Origin of the sequence: Pectobacterium odoriferum (assembly GCF_009931295.1) — a bacterium.
GTDB lineage: Bacteria > Pseudomonadota > Gammaproteobacteria > Enterobacterales > Enterobacteriaceae > Pectobacterium > Pectobacterium odoriferum.
In genome coordinates, this window is the sequence record NZ_CP034938.1 from 618,081 (window position 1) to 636,085 (window position 18,005).

The 18,005-nt window shown below is 51.8% G+C and carries 18 protein-coding genes and 1 pseudogene; 9 read left to right on the plus strand and 10 right to left on the minus strand.

Features of this window, described 5'->3' with window-relative positions; translation table 11 throughout:
- Positions 1-25: 25 nt before the first annotated feature.
- Both EO763_RS02735 and aspA read right to left on the minus strand, forming a co-directional pair.
- Complete coding sequence (locus EO763_RS02735; RefSeq protein ID WP_039491400.1) at positions 26-1,327, minus strand: anaerobic C4-dicarboxylate transporter; 1,302 nt, start codon at positions 1,325-1,327, stop codon at positions 26-28.
- Between the two features lie 450 nt (positions 1,328-1,777).
- Positions 1,778-3,217 (minus strand): aspartate ammonia-lyase, encoded by a 1,440-nt coding sequence (aspA, locus tag EO763_RS02740; RefSeq protein WP_161528019.1) that lies wholly within the window; start codon positions 3,215-3,217, stop codon positions 1,778-1,780.
- A 465-nt stretch (positions 3,218-3,682) separates the two neighbouring features.
- Between aspA and EO763_RS02745 the strand changes: the two genes are divergently transcribed.
- The 5 genes from EO763_RS02745 (at position 3,683) to ubiA (ending at position 8,055) form a co-directional block, all read left to right on the plus strand.
- On the plus strand, positions 3,683-4,159 hold the full coding sequence (locus tag EO763_RS02745; protein ID WP_161528020.1) for an FxsA family protein: 477 nt from the start codon (positions 3,683-3,685) through the stop codon (positions 4,157-4,159).
- A gap of 237 nt (positions 4,160-4,396) precedes the next feature.
- Positions 4,397-4,690, plus strand: a complete 294-nt coding sequence (locus tag EO763_RS02750) for a co-chaperone GroES (protein WP_005971295.1) — start codon at positions 4,397-4,399, stop codon at positions 4,688-4,690.
- 45 nt (positions 4,691-4,735) lie between these two features.
- Positions 4,736-6,382 carry a chaperonin GroEL gene (groL, locus tag EO763_RS02755; RefSeq protein ID WP_161528021.1) on the plus strand — a complete coding sequence of 549 codons (1,647 nt, stop codon included), beginning with the start codon at positions 4,736-4,738 and terminating at the stop codon, positions 6,380-6,382.
- 265 nt (positions 6,383-6,647) lie between these two features.
- Positions 6,648-7,157 (plus strand): chorismate lyase, encoded by a 510-nt coding sequence (gene ubiC / locus EO763_RS02760; RefSeq protein ID WP_161528022.1) that lies wholly within the window; start codon positions 6,648-6,650, stop codon positions 7,155-7,157.
- Positions 7,158-7,191: 34 nt separating this feature from the next.
- Positions 7,192-8,055, plus strand: a complete 864-nt coding sequence (gene ubiA / locus EO763_RS02765; RefSeq protein ID WP_161528023.1) for a 4-hydroxybenzoate octaprenyltransferase — start codon at positions 7,192-7,194, stop codon at positions 8,053-8,055.
- A gap of 141 nt (positions 8,056-8,196) precedes the next feature.
- On the opposite strand, the gene plsB is transcribed toward ubiA, so the two are convergent.
- Positions 8,197-10,710, minus strand: a complete 2,514-nt coding sequence (plsB, locus tag EO763_RS02770; protein WP_161528024.1) for a glycerol-3-phosphate 1-O-acyltransferase PlsB — start codon at positions 10,708-10,710, stop codon at positions 8,197-8,199.
- Between the two features lie 129 nt (positions 10,711-10,839).
- Between plsB and EO763_RS02775 the strand changes: the two genes are divergently transcribed.
- The 3 genes from EO763_RS02775 (at position 10,840) to EO763_RS02785 (ending at position 12,596) form a co-directional block, all read left to right on the plus strand.
- Positions 10,840-11,205, plus strand: coding sequence for a diacylglycerol kinase (locus EO763_RS02775; protein ID WP_161528025.1), 366 nt, complete (start codon positions 10,840-10,842; stop codon positions 11,203-11,205).
- A gap of 110 nt (positions 11,206-11,315) precedes the next feature.
- Positions 11,316-11,924 carry a transcriptional repressor LexA gene (gene lexA, locus EO763_RS02780; RefSeq protein WP_039491382.1) on the plus strand — a complete coding sequence of 203 codons (609 nt, stop codon included), beginning with the start codon at positions 11,316-11,318 and terminating at the stop codon, positions 11,922-11,924.
- A 462-nt stretch (positions 11,925-12,386) separates the two neighbouring features.
- Positions 12,387-12,596, plus strand: coding sequence for a CsbD family protein (locus EO763_RS02785; RefSeq protein WP_010298839.1), 210 nt, complete (start codon positions 12,387-12,389; stop codon positions 12,594-12,596).
- A gap of 44 nt (positions 12,597-12,640) precedes the next feature.
- Here EO763_RS02785 and zur read toward each other — a convergent pair whose 3' ends face one another.
- Together zur and EO763_RS02795 are read right to left on the minus strand one after the other, a co-directional pair.
- Positions 12,641-13,150, minus strand: coding sequence for a zinc uptake transcriptional repressor Zur (zur, locus tag EO763_RS02790; RefSeq protein ID WP_039491380.1), 510 nt, complete (start codon positions 13,148-13,150; stop codon positions 12,641-12,643).
- 122 nt (positions 13,151-13,272) lie between these two features.
- Positions 13,273-13,972, minus strand: a pseudogene (locus EO763_RS02795) (pirin family protein).
- Positions 13,973-14,084: 112 nt separating this feature from the next.
- On the opposite strand from EO763_RS02795, the gene EO763_RS02800 reads away from it, so the two are divergent.
- Positions 14,085-14,981, plus strand: coding sequence for a LysR family transcriptional regulator (locus EO763_RS02800; protein ID WP_039491376.1), 897 nt, complete (start codon positions 14,085-14,087; stop codon positions 14,979-14,981).
- Positions 14,982-15,061: 80 nt separating this feature from the next.
- Here the strand turns inward: EO763_RS02800 and EO763_RS02805 are convergent, their stop codons facing one another.
- The 5 genes from EO763_RS02805 to EO763_RS02825 form a co-directional block, all read right to left on the minus strand.
- Complete coding sequence (locus EO763_RS02805) at positions 15,062-16,057, minus strand: glutathione S-transferase family protein (RefSeq protein ID WP_161528026.1); 996 nt, start codon at positions 16,055-16,057, stop codon at positions 15,062-15,064.
- Positions 16,058-16,164: 107 nt separating this feature from the next.
- Complete coding sequence (locus EO763_RS02810; RefSeq protein ID WP_010298854.1) at positions 16,165-16,560, minus strand: DoxX family protein; 396 nt, start codon at positions 16,558-16,560, stop codon at positions 16,165-16,167.
- 271 nt (positions 16,561-16,831) lie between these two features.
- Positions 16,832-17,122: a YqjK-like family protein gene (locus tag EO763_RS02815; protein ID WP_161528027.1), complete on the minus strand. Its 291-nt coding sequence runs from the start codon at positions 17,120-17,122 to the stop codon at positions 16,832-16,834.
- On the minus strand, positions 17,119-17,514 hold the full coding sequence (locus EO763_RS02820) for a phage holin family protein (protein ID WP_161528028.1): 396 nt from the start codon (positions 17,512-17,514) through the stop codon (positions 17,119-17,121). Before EO763_RS02820 ends, EO763_RS02815 begins: the two co-directional genes overlap by 4 nt.
- A gap of 13 nt (positions 17,515-17,527) precedes the next feature.
- Entirely contained in the window at positions 17,528-17,833 is a 306-nt protein-coding gene (locus EO763_RS02825) for an ElaB/YgaM/YqjD family protein (RefSeq protein ID WP_005971326.1), read from the minus strand.
- Positions 17,834-18,005 lie beyond the last annotated feature (172 nt).

Consider the following 18,005-nt stretch of genomic DNA (forward strand, 5'->3'; position numbering starts at 1 on the left):
CGAGGAACTGTCTGAAAGGCAATCTTTAGATCAGGATGCTGCCGAGGATAAAGCCAAATATCACCGACAGCGTAATCGCCATCACACCCGGAATCAGGAAGGAGTGGTTAAACACAAACTTGCCGATGCGCGTTGAGCCGGTGTCGTCCATCTCCACGGCGGCCAACAGAGTCGGGTAGGTCGGCAGAACGAACAGGGCGGAAACGGCAGCAAAAGACGCCACGGCCGTGACCGGAGACACGCCAAGCAACAGCGCGGCAGGCATCAGTGCTTTCGCTGTTGCCGCCTGCGAGTAAAGCAGCGTCGCGGCGAAGAACAGCACGACGGCCAGCATCCATGGGTAGCTTTGCAGCAGCGCGCCAGCGGTATCCTGAATATCGGAAATGTGTGCTTTAACAAAGGTATCGCCCAGCCAGGCCACGCCCATCACGCAGATACAGGCGCTCATGCCGGACTTAAACGTGCTGGCGGAGAGGATGCGCGCGGTGTCGATTTTGCAGGTGATGCAAATCAGCGTAGCGATGGTCAGCATAAAGACCACGATAGCTTCGTTACGTGGCAGAACCGGATTCTGAATCAGCCCAACGGTGCCGCTGATTGCCGTGGCATACAGAACGACAGCGACGATGCCGATCAGAAACAGCATCACGGAAAGCTTGGCACCCGGTTTGATTTCATGCTGGCTATTACCGCGAAGCGTGGTTTCGCCTTTTTTCAGACGTTCCTGATAAATCGGATCGTCTTTCAGCTCCTTACCCAGGAAATTCGTCACAATCGCCGTCAGCATGATCGCTGCCAGCGTGGTAGGAATACAGATGCCTAACAGCAGCAGATAGCTAACCCCGTGCGGCTCAAGAATACCGGCGACAAACACCACAGCCGCCGAGATCGGCGAGGCAGTAATGGCGATTTGCGAGGCGACAACGGCGATAGAGAGCGGGCGAGAAGGGCGAATACCCTGCTCTTTGGCAACTTCGGCGATAACCGGCAGGGTGGAGAACGCGGTGTGTCCGGTCCCGGCCAGAATCGTCATGAAGTAAGTGACCAGCGGCGCGAGAAAGGTGACGTATTTCGGGTGCTTACGCAGCAGTTTCTCCGCCAGACTGACCAGATAATCCATTCCGCCCGCCACCTGCATGGCGGCAATGGCGGCGATAACGGCCATGATGATTTCAATGACATCAAAAGGGATGACGCCGGGCTTTATCTGAAACCCCAGCGTAAGAACAAGCACCCCAAGGCCACCGGCGAAACCAATGCCGATGCCTCCCAGTCGTGCCCCCAAATAGATGGCGAGCAGAACGATCAGTAACTCAAGACCAAGCATGACTATGCTCCTTAATTAATAAAAAATTCAGTCTACTCGTCATACTTCCAGCTGCTTGTGCGTTGGCAATACTCGGCTCATCTCTCAGCCTCGCCCTGAAGGGCCACCGCAAGCGGCGTTCAAATCGCCTTGGACGATTTGTCCTTACTCACCCCAGTCACTTACTTGTGTAAGCTCCTGGGGATGAGAGACATCCTGTCTCTGACCGGAGGCCAGCCGTTGGCTGGTCAAACCCGTTCCCGACGAATTTTTCATGCGGTTGCCGCGTTACAAGGCCATGCGGCCTTGTCCTAAAGGACCAACGCAGAGCGTTGTTCAAAACGCTCACGTTTTGTCACGCAACTCGAATTATTTAGAGTACATAACTTATTCTTATGGCCGTAGACGGCAAAAAATAAAGGCACGCTGTTCTTTGTGAACGGACGTGCCTGTGGGTATTAGGTGTTGGTGTTAGGGAAGCTCGTTTTCATCGGTGTAGCGTTTGGCTTTGTACGCCGGATGCATCAGGTTCTGGATGGAGAAAATGTCATCCAGCTCGGTTTCCGTTAGCAGGCCGCGCTCCAGTACCACTTCACGCACGCTTTTCCCTGTTTCGGCACAGATTCTACCGACGATATCGCCGTTGTGGTGGCCGATGAACGGGTTCAGGTACGTCACAATCCCGATAGAGTTGAAGACATAGGCTTCGCACACGCTCTTATTGGCGGTGATGCCGTTGACGCATTTTTCCAGCAGGTTGTAGCAGGCATTGGTCAAAATGTGGGTCGATTCAAACATCGCCTGACCGATGACTGGCTCCATTACGTTTAACTGTAATTGCCCAGCCTCTGACGCCATTGTGACGCAGGTATCGTTACCGATGACCTTGAAACACACCTGATTGACGACTTCCGGTACCACTGGGTTAACCTTGGCTGGCATGATTGAAGAACCTGCCTGCAACTCTGGCAGGTTGATTTCATTCAGGCCAGCGCGCGGGCCGGAAGACAGCAGACGCAGGTCATTACAGATCTTCGACAGCTTCACGGCCAGCCGCTTCAGCGAACTGTGCACCATCACATAGGCACCGCAGTCTGACGTGGCTTCAATCAAATCTTCTGCGGGCACACACGGCAGGCCGCTGACTTCCGCCAGACGCTGCACCGCCAGTTGCTGATAGCCATCCGGCGTATTCAGACGCGTACCGATTGCGGTCGCGCCCAGATTGACTTCAAGCAGCAGTTCCGACGTGCGCAGCAGGTTTTTGATTTCCTCCTGCAACAGCACGTTAAACGCATGAAATTCCTGGCCGAGCGTCATCGGTACGGCGTCCTGCAACTGGGTGCGGCCCATTTTCAGTACGTCTTCAAATTCTTTGGCTTTACGCTCAAAACCCTCACTCAACTTCGCTATCGCCTCCGTCAGCTTCAGTACGGCTGCATAGACCGCGATACGAAATCCGGTGGGGTAGGCATCATTGGTGGATTGGCATTTATTCAGGTGATCGTTGGGGTTCAGATACTGGTATTCGCCTTTCTGGTGGCCCATCAACTCCAGACCAATATTGGCTAATACTTCGTTGGTATTCATGTTGACCGAGGTGCCTGCGCCGCCCTGATAGACATCTACCGGGAATTGGTCCATGCATTTGCCGTTATTCAGCACTTCATCGCAGGCGCGGATGATGACGTCGGCGATTTTTTTCGGGATAGTTTGCAGCTCTTTGTTCGCCAGCGCTGTGGCTTTCTTGACCATCACCATGCCGCGCACGAACTCAGGAATGTCACTGATTTTATTGGTGCTGATATAGAAGTTTTCGACGGCGCGCAGCGTGTGAACGCCATAATACGCGTCTGCGGGAACTTCTCGGGTGCCTAACAGGTCTTCTTCAATACGGATGTTTTCTGACATGAGAGTGCTTATCCTGTTGTGCGACTAGTGATGCAACTAGACGTTGTGGGCTGGTGTGTCGGGCGGCGTTATCTGTTATCTCGGATAAACCGTCTAATCTCAGCAATAGTCTCGGGATGTTTAACCAACCAAGTATTCATTGCCGTGAGGATATGTCGTTACGACAGCGAAAAATAGGTGTTTAGATCACTATACTGGCGTTCTCTACCACTATGGTAAATGAACTGTGACTGTAGTCACGAGTCACTATTTTAGGACAATAATCGTAGGGCGGCGGCTTGAAAATGCGGAAAGTCGTACCCACTTCAGTAAACCATGATGTGCCGGATCGCAGAGCAGGCGCGCGTTTTACCTAATCCATTGGTAGTAAAGCGTACTGGATTTTCAATAGCGATGGCTTAACACGTTTTTATTAACAGACGTTTTTATTAAAAACAGTACGCGTAAAAAACACAGGAGTACCGGGTGCGCTGGTTACCGTTATTACTTATTTTTCTTTTGGCTTACATCGAGATATCGCTGTTTATTCAGGTGGCTGAGGTGCTTGGCGTCGCCATGACCCTGCTGCTGGTCGTCTTCACCTCCTGCGTGGGCGTCTCGCTGGTGCGTAATCAGGGGATGAAAACGCTGGTGCAGATGCAGCAGAAAATGGCAGCAGGTGAAAGCCCAGCGGCCGAGATGGTAAAAAGTGTTTCACTGGTGCTGGCGGGTTTCCTGCTCCTGATTCCGGGCTTTCTGACTGACTTTCTGGGGCTGCTGTTGCTGCTGCCGCCTGTGCAGAAAAGGCTGACACTCAAACTGTTGCCTCACCTACATGTCTGGCGTTCTGGTTCTGGCTCAGGCGCGTCATCTTCCGGCGGTAACACTTTTGAAGGTGAATACCAGCGCAAGGATGGCGGGCGCGGAAATATTGAACACCATGACGATCGTGATGACCGTTAACGTCAAGACGAATTGAAAAGCAGATAAGGATTATCATATTGATAATCCTTATTTTTTATCAGGAGTCAGCGACAAGCAGGCGCCTAACGCAAAAAAAATGAATTTTTTTCCCTTGAAGGGCGGTGAAACGCCCCCATTTAGAACACCACAAGGCCGATTATGAAAAGCATAGTCGTTATGAAACATAGTCGGCGTTTATCCTAAACCGATATGGACTTTCTCAAAGGAGAGCTATCAATGAATATTCGTCCATTGCATGACCGCGTGATCGTCAAGCGCAAAGAAGTCGAGTCAAAATCTGCTGGCGGTATCGTACTGACTGGTTCCGCTGCTGGTAAATCTACCCGCGGTGAAGTTCTGGCCGTAGGTCACGGACGTATCCTGGAAAATGGCGAAGTGAAGCCGCTGGATGTGAAAGTTGGCGACATCGTTATTTTCAATGATGGCTATGGCGTGAAGGCAGAGAAGATCGATAACGAAGAAGTGTTGATCATGTCTGAAAGCGACATTCTGGCAATTGTTGAAGCGTAATTGCGCGTAATCATCTGAACTGAACGAATTTAAGGGAAATACACCATGGCAGCTAAAGACGTAAAATTCGGTAATGACGCTCGCGTAAAAATGCTGCGCGGCGTAAATGTACTGGCTGATGCAGTGAAGGTTACCCTGGGCCCGAAAGGCCGTAATGTCGTGTTGGATAAATCCTTCGGTGCACCGACTATTACTAAAGACGGCGTATCTGTTGCACGTGAAATCGAGCTGGAAGACAAGTTTGAGAACATGGGCGCACAGATGGTGAAAGAAGTTGCCTCTAAAGCGAATGACGCAGCAGGCGACGGCACCACGACCGCAACCGTATTGGCGCAGGCTATCATCACTGAAGGCCTGAAAGCTGTTGCTGCGGGCATGAACCCGATGGATCTGAAGCGCGGTATCGATAAAGCCGTTATCGCCGCTGTTGAAGAGCTGAAAGCACTGTCTGTACCGTGCTCTGACTCTAAAGCTATCGCTCAGGTTGGTACCATCTCTGCTAACTCCGACGAAACCGTAGGCAAAATGATTGCCGAAGCAATGGACAAAGTCGGCAAAGAAGGTGTTATCACCGTTGAAGAAGGTACCGGTCTGCAAGATGAGCTGGACGTGGTTGAAGGTATGCAGTTCGACCGTGGCTACCTGTCTCCGTACTTCATCAACAAGCCGGAAACCGGTGCTGTAGAACTGGAAAGCCCGTTCATCCTGCTGGCTGACAAAAAAATCTCCAACATCCGCGAAATGCTGCCAGTACTGGAAGCCGTAGCGAAAGCGGGCAAACCGCTGGTTATCGTTGCTGAAGATGTTGAAGGCGAAGCGCTGGCAACGCTGGTGGTTAACACCATGCGTGGCATCGTGAAAGTGGCTGCGGTGAAAGCACCGGGCTTCGGCGACCGTCGTAAAGCTATGCTGCAAGACATCGCGACGCTGACTGGCGGTACTGTTATCTCTGAAGAGATCGGTCTGGAGCTGGAAAAAGCGACGCTGGAAGATCTGGGTCAGGCAAAACGCGTTGTGATCAACAAAGACACCACGACCATCATCGATGGTACGGGTGAAGAAGCTGCGATCCAGGGCCGTGTTGCTCAGATCCGTCAGCAGGTTGAAGAAGCAACCTCAGATTACGACAAAGAAAAACTGCAAGAGCGTGTCGCTAAACTGGCTGGCGGCGTAGCCGTTATCAAAGTTGGCGCAGCAACTGAAGTTGAAATGAAAGAGAAGAAAGCACGCGTTGAAGATGCCTTGGCTGCGACTCGCGCCGCGGTAGAAGAAGGCGTGGTTGCTGGTGGTGGTGTGGCGCTGGTTCGCGTTGCGGCTAAACTGGCTTCTCTGACTGCTCAAAACGAAGACCAGAACGTGGGTATCAAAGTTGCGCTGCGCGCGATGGAAGCTCCACTGCGTCAGATCGTTTCCAACGCTGGCGAAGAGCCATCTGTGGTTGCGAACAGCGTTAAAGCAGGCGAAGGTAACTACGGTTACAACGCAGCAACTGAAGAATACGGCAACATGATCGATTTCGGTATTTTGGACCCAACCAAAGTCACCCGTTCTGCTCTGCAGTTCGCGGCTTCTGTTGCTGGTCTGATGATCACTACCGAATGTATGGTAACCGACCTGCCTAAAGGCGATGCACCTGACTTAGGTGGCGCTGGTGGTATGGGCGGCATGGGTGGTATGGGCGGCATGATGTAATAGGACGCCATTGTCGCCGGAAGCCATTTTCCGGTGACAGGGAGTCAGGTTACAGAAGTTCGTCTTTCTGTCCTTCAAAGAGCACTATCTGGTCGCGAGACTGGGTGGTGCTTTTTTTATGCGCTGCATTGCTGAAATGTTGCCGTATCGTTGATGAATGCGTTTATCGCGTGTTATCGGGGAAGGCATTCTGCGCTACAATGGCGGCGTTACTTTATTTACGAATACCCTTTTATTCAAAACAACCCTGTTCGGAGTAGGGACAATGTCTGACGATGCGTCTACGCTTCTGCGCTCTATTTCCTGGTTTACTGAGCCCCCTTCGGTATTACCTGAGCACATTGGTGACTGGCTGATGGAAACCGGCTCCATGACGCGGCGACTGGAAAAATATTGTGCCCAACTGAAGACCATACTGTGCAGTGAGAAATTCATTACGCCACAGGCGCTGGGCGAAGACCGTGAGCAACTGCCGTACAGTGAGCGCTACTGGCTGCGTGAAGTGGTGCTGTATGGTGACGATCGTCCCTGGCTTTTTGGCCGTACCCTTGTTCCACAACAAACGCTCGACGGCACGGATTCAGCCCTGACGAAAATAGGCAATCAGCCGCTAGGCCGCTATCTGTTTGGGCAAAAGGCGCTGACGCGTGACTATATCCATACCGGATGCAGTGAAGGCTTATGGGCGCGGCGTTCCCGCCTGTGTGTCTCTGGTCATCCGTTACTGTTGACTGAGCTTTTCTTACCGGAATCACCGATTTATTTCAGCCGGTGATGAAGGTTGGCAGGTAATTTGAGGAGATAAATCCTTGGAAAGAAGTGTTACAGCAGGGAAATGGCTGGCTTATTGTCGCTTGATGCGGATTGATAAACCGATAGGTTCTCTGTTGCTGCTGTGGCCAACTCTATGGGCGCTGTGGCTGGCAGGTGGGAGAGCGCCTGCACCGTGGACGCTGCTTGTTTTTGTCGCTGGTGTTTTCTTGATGCGTGCGGCGGGCTGCGTCATCAATGATTATGCCGATCGTCATTTTGACGGCCATGTAAAACGTACAGCTTCTCGCCCCTTGCCCAGCGGTGAGGTGAGCGAGCGAGCGGCCAAAGTACTATTTGTCGTGCTGGTCTTGCTGGCGTTTGGTCTGGTGCTGACGCTGAATAAGATGACGATCTGGCTGTCCGTTGCGGGGTTGGTTCTGGCATGGGTCTATCCGTTTATGAAACGGGTCAGCCATCTTCCTCAGTTTGTGTTGGGCGCGGCGTTTGGCTGGTCGATTCCTATGGCTTATGCGGCGGTGAGTGAAAGCCTGCCAGCGAGCTGCTGGATGATGTTTTTAGCGTATATTTGCTGGACGGTCGCCTACGATACCCAATATGCGATGGTGGATCGTGATGACGACCTGAAGATCGGCGTGAAATCCACTGCGATCCTGTTTGGCCGTTTTGACAATATCATCATCGGGTTACTGCAATTTAGTATGCTGGCGTTGCTACTGGTTTTGGGAATCATCACCGGATTAGGAATGCCATACTATATTTCGCTGCTGGTGGCTGCGGGGATGTTTGTTTATCAGCAAATGCTGACTTCCGGGCGCGAACGCGATGCCTGTTTTAAGGCATTCCATAATAATAAATATGCGGGTATGGCGATCTTTATTGGCGTGCTGTTTGGCCTGTAGGTCGAACCGATAGAGACAAAAAAGCAGCGATTTCTCGCTGCTTTTTTTATGGTGGAATGCTCTGAGATGCTTGTCATGCCAAACGCATCTACGGCTTGATGGCGGCGTGTTATCCGCCATTTTCCCGTGACTCCTGTCCGGCTACGCCTGCTTTGTCTCTTCCACGTTTTCTACTGCTGGTTCATTGGTTTCTATCTGACCGTCGGTTCCCAACTGATTGTTGGCTTCCATTTCAGCAGATGAGCTGGCGCTTTCGATAGTTAACCGAACTTCCGGGGTGATCAGATCGCCGAGGATATTGTAGATTGCCACGATATCGCCTTGCGCCGTTTCCGCACTGTCGGTGATATATCCTTCTGTACGTAAGGTTGCGACCAGCGTTGAGAACACCGCTTTATCAAAGAATTCCGGCGCATTAATGCCGTGTAGAACGGACAGGCGCTGCGCCATGTTCCGGCTTTCTTTCTCCAACGTTCCACGGTTGATTGCTGGGTTTGCGCACAGCAAGGACAGCGTGATCGCATAGCGTTGCAGCGTTTCACGCACGCCTGCTGACAGCAGTTGCAGCGTACGGATGCGTGGCGGATTGATAGCTAATTGACCGTCACGGCTACATAGCAGCTCTTGTCGAATCAGTTCGTTAGCCAACGTTTCCAGCACGCCTGGCAATTGCTCTTTGGAATAGTGCAGGAACAGCTCGGCTTGCAGCAGCGGATAGACCAGCGTGATCTGTCGCACGACTTCGTCAAGCGTAATCCGGCGATGATGGATGACGATGCTGGCGATCAGTGACGGCAAGACTAAAAGATGCTGGATATTATTGCGATAGTACGTCATCAGTACCGCCTGCTCGCGCGGCAGAATGATGATATCGCCAATGCTATCCTTCTCTACTTCAAACTTGTTCATGCCCAGCGCGTGTTCCAGCAGTTCATCTGCTGTCTTCTTCGGTGCCGTAATATCTTTATGATAAGGAACCTGACGCAGCAACTGCAGATAGCAATCCAGCTGTTCGTGCATTTGTTCGCGCGTCAGTGAGCGCTGGCGCGATGCTAACAAGGCCGTAGAGCACAAGTTCATCGCGTTTGCTGCCGCAGAATTATTGATGCGCACCATGATATCCATAGAGATATCCTGCACCGTCGGCGTTAGCCAGCTTGGACGCTGTGCTTCGATGGGATCGATTGCATCACGCCATTGCGGAACATGCTGATTCAGATAGGTTGTCAGCGGGAGTGGTTCGCCGAAGTTCACATAACCCTGACCCAAATTACGCAGCTTGCGCAAACCGCGCACCATCTGCATAAAACCTTCTTTTTCCTTCACCGCACCGCGCAGCTCTTTCGCATAGGTGCCGACTTCCATCACATGTTCATAGCCGACATAAATCGGTACCAGCGTGATAGGGCGCGTACCGCCTCTGAGCATGGCTTGGATGGTCATCGCCAGCGTACCGGTTTTCGGCTCTAGCAGGCGGCCCGTGCGTGAACGTCCGCCTTCCATGAAGTATTCAACCGAATAACCGCGGGCAAACAGCTCACCCAGATATTCACGGAAAATCGTGGAATACAGCTTGTTACCTTTGAAGGTACGGCGAATAAAGAACGCGCCAAGACGGCGGAAGATTGGCCCTGCTGGCCAGAAATTAAGGTTGATGCCTGCGGCGATGTGTGGCGGCACTAAACCCTGATGGTACAGGACGTAGGACAGCAGCAGATAATCCATGTGGCTGCGGTGGCAGGGCACATAGACAATGCCGTGACCATCCTGTGCCAGTTGGCGAACACGTTCGGCGTTGTGGACGTTAATCCCCTGATAAAGGCGGTTCCACGTCCAGCTTAATACGCGATCCGACAGACGCACAGCCTCGTAGGAGAAATCGGCGGCGATTTCTTCCATCAGCGCAATCGCATTCTGCTGCGCTCTCTCATAAGAAATCTTCTTACTGCGCGCCTCATCGTCGACGGCTTTCTTGATCGCTTTGGAATCCAGCAGCTTGTTAAACAGCTCCTGGCGCACCGGCAAGCGCGGTCCAACTGCCGCCAAACGCTGGCGGGAGAAATGCATACGTGCGACACGTGCCAGTTTGTGGGCTATGGTTTTGTCAGTGCCGTGCTCGGTCGCCATATAGCGTAGCGACACTGGGCTGGAGAAGCGGACAAAGCTGTCGCGGCCTAGCCACAGGACGGCGAAGAATTTCTCGATACCGTTGAGCAATCGCAGGTGTGGTGCAGCCTGAGAGTGGCCTTCCCGGCCCGGAGAGCGCCCAAACATCACGGAAACCGGCACCATCTGTACGTCTAAATCTGGATTGGCACGATGCAGATCCAGATAGTCGTGGAACAGCTTGACGGATTTCTGCTTGGGAACGTAATAGCGGAAGACGCGCGGCCCGTCATGAATAAAGACGTGGCTAGGAAGTTCGACGCCATTGAACTCGAACGGTAGCGAAGGATCGGGTAGCCCCAATGCCAAGCATTTCGCACGTAGCGTCAAGAGATCCGCCTGAGAGTTATAAGGCAGAACATAGAGTATAGGACGTGAGGGATCTAACCCCAACTCGACCACGGGATCTGCGGGAATGACTTTGCTTTTCACCAGCAATTTCAGTGGGAGATTCAATAATTTATAGTAAATTTTACGCCAACCTGACATAACAACGTGGAGCCTCTTGTTAGCAATGCGCCGCAAGGATACCAGAAACTGCGCCGGAGATCTGTGGTGATGAGACAACGTAGGTGCGTTAAAATGCGAATTATTTAGCGTATAAATAATGGAGAATAAATGAATAAAGCAACGGGGATAACCCGGATTATTAAGGCGACCGGTTATTCCTTTAAGGGGCTGAAGCAGGCGTGGCAGCATGAGGCGGCATTTCGTCAGGAGACAATACTGACCCTTGTCGGCGTCATTATCGCGTGTTTACTGCCAGTTACGCTGGTCGAAAAACTGCTGCTGATCGGGTCTGTGGTACTGATTATGCTGTTTGAGCTGGCGAATAGCGCCATTGAAGCTGTGGTCGATCGCATTGGGCCTGAGCATCACGAATTATCCGGTCGGGCGAAAGATATCGGGTCGGCCGCTGTCTTTGTTGCCATCTTGTTAGCCGCTGTCGTGTGGGGCTGTATTCTCTGGCAACATTTTGCCTGACGGCGCGCATAAATGAGTAAAAGTCAGGGGCTTTGCCGATATCGTCATTCCCAATTGTGCCTTACCTGTATATACTCACAGCAAGACTGTATAAACAACCAGGGGGCGGAATGAAAGTATTAACAGCAAGGCAGCAGCAGGTTTATGACCTGATCCGCGATCATATTGCGCAAACCGGAATGCCGCCAACGCGCGCAGAAATTGCTCAACAACTGGGGTTTCGCTCTCCCAATGCAGCTGAAGAGCATCTGAAAGCGCTGGCGCGTAAAGGTGTGATTGAAATTGTATCGGGCGCTTCTCGTGGTATTCGTCTGCTGATGGAAGAAGAGACGGGTATTCCTCTGGTTGGTCGCGTGGCCGCAGGTGAACCGCTACTGGCACAGGAACATATCGAATGTCACTATCAGGTTGACCCTGCGATGTTCAAACCCAGCGCTGATTTTTTGCTGCGGGTGAGCGGCATGTCGATGAAAAATATCGGTATTATGGATGGCGATTTGCTGGCCGTGCATAAAACAGAAGATGTGCGCAACGGTCAGATTGTCGTCGCGCGTATTGACGATGAAGTGACAGTGAAGCGCCTGAAAAAGCAGGGCAATACGGTGCACCTCCTCGCTGAAAATGAAGAGTTTGCCCCTATTGTTGTCGACCTGCGTCAGCAAAGCTTTTCGATAGAAGGCCTAGCGGTTGGCGTGATTCGTAACAGCGATTGGAGCTAACCGTTCGCAGAGATGCACTGCTCGTCTGTCTGGGTCAGTGCATCATGTTCTGTATTCATCGTTTAGCGTGTCAATCTGCTCGTCGCATATATTTAGTTACATTTCGCGCGCATTTTCTACGATCCCCATTACCCTCTGTTTTTTCACTGCTTTTTGCGGTGGTTTTCTCTTTCTCAACGTTCGCTCTAGTCACAGATTTCTGACTTTCCATATTAATTGAAATATTCGACTATAATTTCTATCAAGGTAAGCATTTTTATCTTGATTGATCGTTTATCGATTGATCATTAGCCATCACATGCAGATAGCTCGGTAGTCAAGGGAGACAGTGGCGAAGAGCACCGTCATGGTTCACATAGCTATGATGCTGCTTACTGAATAAATCTATTTATCTGAAACTGACGCATAAGTCGTTAGCCACGATTTTTTTATGCACAATTCACCTAAGGTACGGAGATTCTTATGAATAAAGACCAAGCCAGCGGTAACTGGAAACAGTTTAAAGGTAAAGCGAAAGAGCAATGGGGCAAATTAACGGATGACGATCTGACGGTCATCGAAGGTAAACGTGACCAACTGGTGGGGAGAATCCAGGAGCGTTACGGGTACGCAAAAGAAGCGGCAGAAAAAGAAGTGAAACACTGGGAAGAGCACCACAAATATCACTGGTAGCAAACGTGATGCTTCTTCGCTGAAAGAGACGATAGCCCTCAGGGCTATCGTTTTTTAATGGGAACCGTATGGTCGTGGTCGCAATGGTCCGGCTGCTTGCATGAGGCGACTTCCTGACAGCTGCCACACAATCCGTGTGCTTCCACAACGCTGTGGCGCAGTGTAAATCCCGATTGCTGTGCCAGGTTGCGCAGCGTCTCTTCCACACCTTCGGTTTGACGTTCCGTGACCTGTCCGCAGCGATCGCAGATGAAAAGGGCAGATGTATGGCTATGGTCTTCGATATGGTGACACAGCACGTAGCTGTTATTTGATTCGACGCGATGAATGAAGCCTTGTTCCAGTAGAAAATCCAGCGCGCGATAGACGGTCGGCGGTTTGGCCTGAGGCTCGGAAACGCGCAGCAGATCCAACAGATCATAAGCGCTGATAGCACCGGACTGCTGTGCCATAAGGCGTAAAACCTCTAACCGCTGTGGTGTGAGACGCACAGCGCGCTGCTGACAAATCTGTTCAGCCTGGGCAAGAAGTTTGTCCTGTTTGGTTGAATCCATTGTCATATCACCCTGACGCATTGAGGAACAAGGCGGATATCTTACCACGACTGAATAAAAACGCCGAACTGGCGGCGTTTTCCTACGAAAACAATTCTCTGCAAAAACAACGGACAGAAGCGCTACACGACCAGATCGATGAGCAGCGCCCGCAACGGCGACTCTGCCTGTAGTGCCAACGCTGTTTCTTCCTTAATGAAGGCGCCGTCGCCGCAGTGTAGTGTTTCACTGTTCTGATTGCCTTTTACCGCCATTGAACCGTGGATCAGTTGGAGGTATGCCTGATTTCCCTGTAGCGCGATTGTGCTTTGCTCATTCTGCTGGAGATCGACATGATGAACCCAAACCTGCTGGCGCAGTTGCAGGCTATGGTGTTCACCTTCTGGTGAGGCAAGCAGCGTATGGTTGGCTGAATTCAAGCCCATGCGCTGTAACGGGCTGTTCTCTCGGGTCTGGCAGGCATTCAACCATAATTGCAGACGCGTCAGCGGTTTGTTGGCACTGGTATTATGTTCGCTATAGCTGACATTTGGCTGAGTCGCGAGCAGCAGCACATCTCCGGCTTTCGCCTGAATGTGGCAACCGTTGCTGTCGCGGTATTCCGCTTCGCCCTGAAGAATAATGTTCAGAATATCAACCCGTGGGTAGGTTTCGCGGCTGGAATGATGCTCCCGGTGCCAATACTTCCTGATTGAGCACGCGCAGAGACGCGTAGCCCAGCAACTGTGGGTCAAAATAGTGACCAAAAGAAAAGGTATAGCGCGCCTGCAACCAGCCATAGTCGGCCTGGCCACATTGCCCCGCTGCTCTTCGTGTGATCATGATTTTTATCCCCCAGAGAATTATTTATTAAACCGATAGTAATTGTGTGGACGTTGGATTGTTAGCTAGTTAATCTGGTGGGTATGTTCAAAATTCCTGAATGAGTACGAAGATGGCGAAAGAACGAGCATTGACGCTGGAAGCGTTGAGGGTGATGGATGCGATCGATCGCCGTGGCAGCTTTGCCGCTGCGGCAGATGAGCTGGGTAGGGTGCCTTCGGCACTGAGCTATACCATGCAGAAACTGGAAGAAGAGTTAGATGTTGTGCTGTTCGATCGTTCTGGACATCGTACTAAATTCACGAATGTCGGACGGATGCTGCTGGAACGCGGACGTATCCTGCTGGAGGCTGCGGATAAACTCACGACGGATGCAGAGGCGCTGGCACGCGGCTGGGAAACGCATCTGACGATTGTGACAGAAGCGCTGATTCCGACTCAGCGGATTTTCCCATTAATCGATAAACTGGCGCTTAAAGCCAATACTCAGGTATCGATTCTGACGGAAGTACTGGCGGGGGCGTGGGAGCGCCTTGAGCAAGGGCGCGCCGATATCGTGATTGCGCCGGACATGCATTTTCGCGCGTCTTCTGAAATGAATACCCGCAAGCTGTACACGATGAATAACGTTTATGTCGCCAGCCCGGAGCATCCGATTCATCAGGAGCCTGAACCGTTGTCGGATGCAACCCGGGTGAAATATCGTGGTATTGCGATGGCGGATACCGCGCGTGAACGACCAGTGCTGACCGTACAACTGTTGGATAAACAGCAGCGTCTGACGGTGAGTTCGCTGGATGATAAACGGCGTGCGCTGTTGGCTGGGTTAGGCGTCGCGACCATGCCGTATCAGATGGTTGCGCAAGATATTGCCGAAGGCCGTTTACTGGTTGTTGGGCCAGAGCATCAGATGGAAAGCCAGATTATTATGGCGTGGCGGCGAGACAGCATGGGCGAGGCGAAATCCTGGTTCCTGCGTGAAATTCCAAAACTGCTAAACCAGCCCTAAATTCTGCATTTTCTGCGGCAAGGTGTGGGCCACACCTTGCCTCTGTATTTCACGACTGTTTAGCGCAAATCGACAAAGCCTTAGTATAAATCGACAAACGTCTTATCACGGCGGTGAGGCTGGTTCAGATCTTGCTCTGGACCCAGCGAAATCACGCCATGCGGATTAATCGTGCCGTGGCTACGGTAGTAGTGGTGACGAATGTGCGCCATATCGACGGTATCGGCGATGCCGGGCATCTGATAAATATCACGCAGAAAACCGAACAGATTTGGATAATCGCTCAGGCGATATTTATCGCATTTAAAATGCGTGTGATAGACCGGATCGAAACGGATCAACGTCGTCCACAGCCGCAGGTCGGCTTCTGTTAACTGCTCACCCGTCAGATAGCGCTGTTTTGCCAGAATGCTTTCCAGATCGGATAGCGCAGCGAAAACGGTCGTGGCGGATTCATCATAGGCTGATTGGCTTGTCGCAAAACCGGCTTTGTAAACACCGTTGTTGACCTTGTCGTAAATCCAGCCGTTCAATTCGTCAATCTGAGCACGTAGCGCTTCTGGGTAATAATCTCCCGCCGTTGCTCCTACGCCATCAAACGCGCTGTTCAGCATGCGGATGATATCGGCGGATTCGTTACTGACGATGGTGTGCTGCTCGGTATCCCACAGAACAGGCACGGTTACCCGACCGCTGTAGTCTGGCATGGCGTGCAGGTAGAGCTGGTAGAGGAATTCGTGCTGATAGAGTGAGTCACCCGTCGCAGCTTCAAAATCGGTGCCAAACGTCCAGCCATGATCGAGCATGAGCGGATGAACCACCGAAACGGCGATGTGATCGACTAACCCTTTCAACTGTCGCATGAGCAACGTGCGGTGTGCCCACGGGCAGGCGAGCGAAACATAGAGATGATAACGGCCGGACTGGGCAGGAAAGCCACCTGTGCCGGTGAGACCGGGGGCGCCATCAGGCGTTACCCAGTTGCGGAATACGGATTCTGAACGTTTGAAATGGCCGCCGGTAGATTTGGTTTCATACCAGGTATCGTGCCATACGCCGTCCACCAATTGTCCCATAAATCCTCCGTGAGTGAGTGATGATCAAACAACGGCAAGCCTTGTGTGCTTGCCGTCTCATTCGTTATTCGACTATTAAGTGTAGTACAGGCCGGAAAAGGCTCGTCTTACCACTTTTTGCCCAGCAGGCGGTCGATACTGAATGCGCCTGGGCCCGTTACAGCCAGCAGGAGGTAGCCGCCAGCGATGGTCAGGTTTTTCATGAACATCAGTTGGTTCATGCCTTCCGCAAAGTTAGAGTGGAAAATCAGTGCAGTCAGCAGTGTAAAGCCGGCAGTGAACAGCGCGACGGTACGTGTCAGCAGGCCGAACAGAACCGCCAGACCACCACCCAGCTCCAGCAGAATGGTCAGCGGCAGCAGGAAGGTCGGCACGCCCATCGCCTGCATGTATTGTTGTGTGCCTGCATAGGCATCACCCAGCTTACCGTAACCTGCAACGATAAACAGAATTGGCATTAAGATACGTGCAACCAGCAGTGCAGTGCTTTCTAAATTTTTCATCATCTCTCCAATTAATTTTGTTGTGGGCTATGTTGCCCTGTTTTGTTTGTTGTAGCAGGTGTGGTCTGAAAACTTGGCCCGCCATCAGGTTATGGGCAGATAGTATAGAGAGATGATTTGCGCTGCCAGCGAGTATAATTGTTGTTTTATTTCAGAAAAATTGATGTTCAATTAAATGTGCAAAAACGCGCCGCAGTGATGTGAGCGCGTTAGGCTGGAGTGGGATGAAGAGTAGCTTATAGGAAAGGCAGATAACCAATGCGATGGGGGGCTACGAGCGTTGATCAAACGTTTTTCGGACGAGCCTGAATGTGCCCCACAGCCCGACGAGGCGGCGTCCCCAGCGGATCATGCGGCTAGGATGGCGCACGCCATAGAGCGCCACGAGGCTGGAGCCCACGATCCAGTATTTACGCCACTGCATCAGGCTTTGCCAGCCGCGATCGTAACGGGCGGTAGTATCCAGCCAGTGTTTTTTACCTGCCGATAAATCCAGCCGCTGCTGCTGTATCTGCCGCAGTAGCTGGGCTTTTTCTCTGTCTCGCTGCTGACGCTGGTTCACTTGGGATCTTCCTCCAGCAGCGATCTGTCGGTCGCCAGCTCTTTACGCGTCGCTTTGAGCAAGGTGGAACGACGTACCTTCAGGAGCGTCCATATGCCGCCTATCAGCGCCAGTCCAAGCAATGTGGCGGTAATACACCCCAGCGCAAAGAGACGATATTGCGGATCGATACCCCAGATGATCAGCGCAATCAGGCTCATAATGCCAAAAGCGGCAAAAAGCAGCGTCAGGCCGACCATAATCAGCAACTGAATCAGATTGGCTTTCTCTTCCTCTAATTCAATGACGGCCAGTCGAACACGGCTTTCTACCATGCTGACAATAATGGAGATGATACGCTGAGCAGAAGCTATGACCCCGCTTGCGGGGCCTTGTAGTGATTTATCCGTCATAGCAATCCGCTAATTAGCGACGAGACAGCAGGACGCCAAGCACGACACCGACTGCTGCGCCAATGCCGACACCAGTCCACGGGTTCTGGCGTACATAATCGTCCGCAGATTCAACTGCTTCTTTGGTTTGGGAAGCGATGCGCTCACCCGTATCGCTCAGGCGACTGCGGGTTTCTTTCAGCGCGCTTTCTGCTTTATTGCGCAGCTTGTCGAGTTCCGCTTTAGATTTATCGCTGGAGGTGCTTAATACTTCTTCCAGCGTGTCCGCCAGTGATTTCAATTCGGCGCGTAGGTACTCAGAATTTTGATCTTTAGCCATGTTAATAACCCTTCATGTTATAAACCTGAACGTTAACTATAGCTGAAGCTGAAATTTATGCCGCCCCAAATGGGTACGGACAATTCTGATAACTCGCTGTAAATTTTAGCGATTTGGTTTTTGAATACAAAATGAACAGTTGCTGTGTGTTTTATCAGGGCAATCTATTGAT

Bases quoted from the DNA above. Each gene is read 5' to 3' on its own strand.
- EO763_RS02735 (WP_039491400.1), bottom strand. From the start codon at position 1,327: ATGCTTGGTCTTGAGTTACTGATCGTTCTGCTCGCCATCTATTTGGGG.
- aspA (WP_161528019.1), bottom strand. From the start codon at position 3,217: ATGTCAGAAAACATCCGTATTGAAGAAGACCTGTTAGGCACCCGAGAA.
- EO763_RS02750 (WP_005971295.1), top strand. From the start codon at position 4,397: ATGAATATTCGTCCATTGCATGACCGCGTGATCGTCAAGCGCAAAGAA.
- groL (WP_161528021.1), top strand. From the start codon at position 4,736: ATGGCAGCTAAAGACGTAAAATTCGGTAATGACGCTCGCGTAAAAATG.
- ubiC (WP_161528022.1), top strand. From the start codon at position 6,648: ATGTCTGACGATGCGTCTACGCTTCTGCGCTCTATTTCCTGGTTTACT.
- plsB (WP_161528024.1), bottom strand. From the start codon at position 10,710: ATGTCAGGTTGGCGTAAAATTTACTATAAATTATTGAATCTCCCACTG.
- EO763_RS02775 (WP_161528025.1), top strand. From the start codon at position 10,840: ATGAATAAAGCAACGGGGATAACCCGGATTATTAAGGCGACCGGTTAT.
- lexA (WP_039491382.1), top strand. From the start codon at position 11,316: ATGAAAGTATTAACAGCAAGGCAGCAGCAGGTTTATGACCTGATCCGC.
- EO763_RS02785 (WP_010298839.1), top strand. From the start codon at position 12,387: ATGAATAAAGACCAAGCCAGCGGTAACTGGAAACAGTTTAAAGGTAAA.
- zur (WP_039491380.1), bottom strand. From the start codon at position 13,150: ATGGATTCAACCAAACAGGACAAACTTCTTGCCCAGGCTGAACAGATT.
- EO763_RS02800 (WP_039491376.1), top strand. From the start codon at position 14,085: ATGGCGAAAGAACGAGCATTGACGCTGGAAGCGTTGAGGGTGATGGAT.
- EO763_RS02805 (WP_161528026.1), bottom strand. From the start codon at position 16,057: ATGGGACAATTGGTGGACGGCGTATGGCACGATACCTGGTATGAAACC.
- EO763_RS02810 (WP_010298854.1), bottom strand. From the start codon at position 16,560: ATGAAAAATTTAGAAAGCACTGCACTGCTGGTTGCACGTATCTTAATG.
- EO763_RS02820 (WP_161528028.1), bottom strand. From the start codon at position 17,514: ATGACGGATAAATCACTACAAGGCCCCGCAAGCGGGGTCATAGCTTCT.
- EO763_RS02825 (WP_005971326.1), bottom strand. From the start codon at position 17,833: ATGGCTAAAGATCAAAATTCTGAGTACCTACGCGCCGAATTGAAATCA.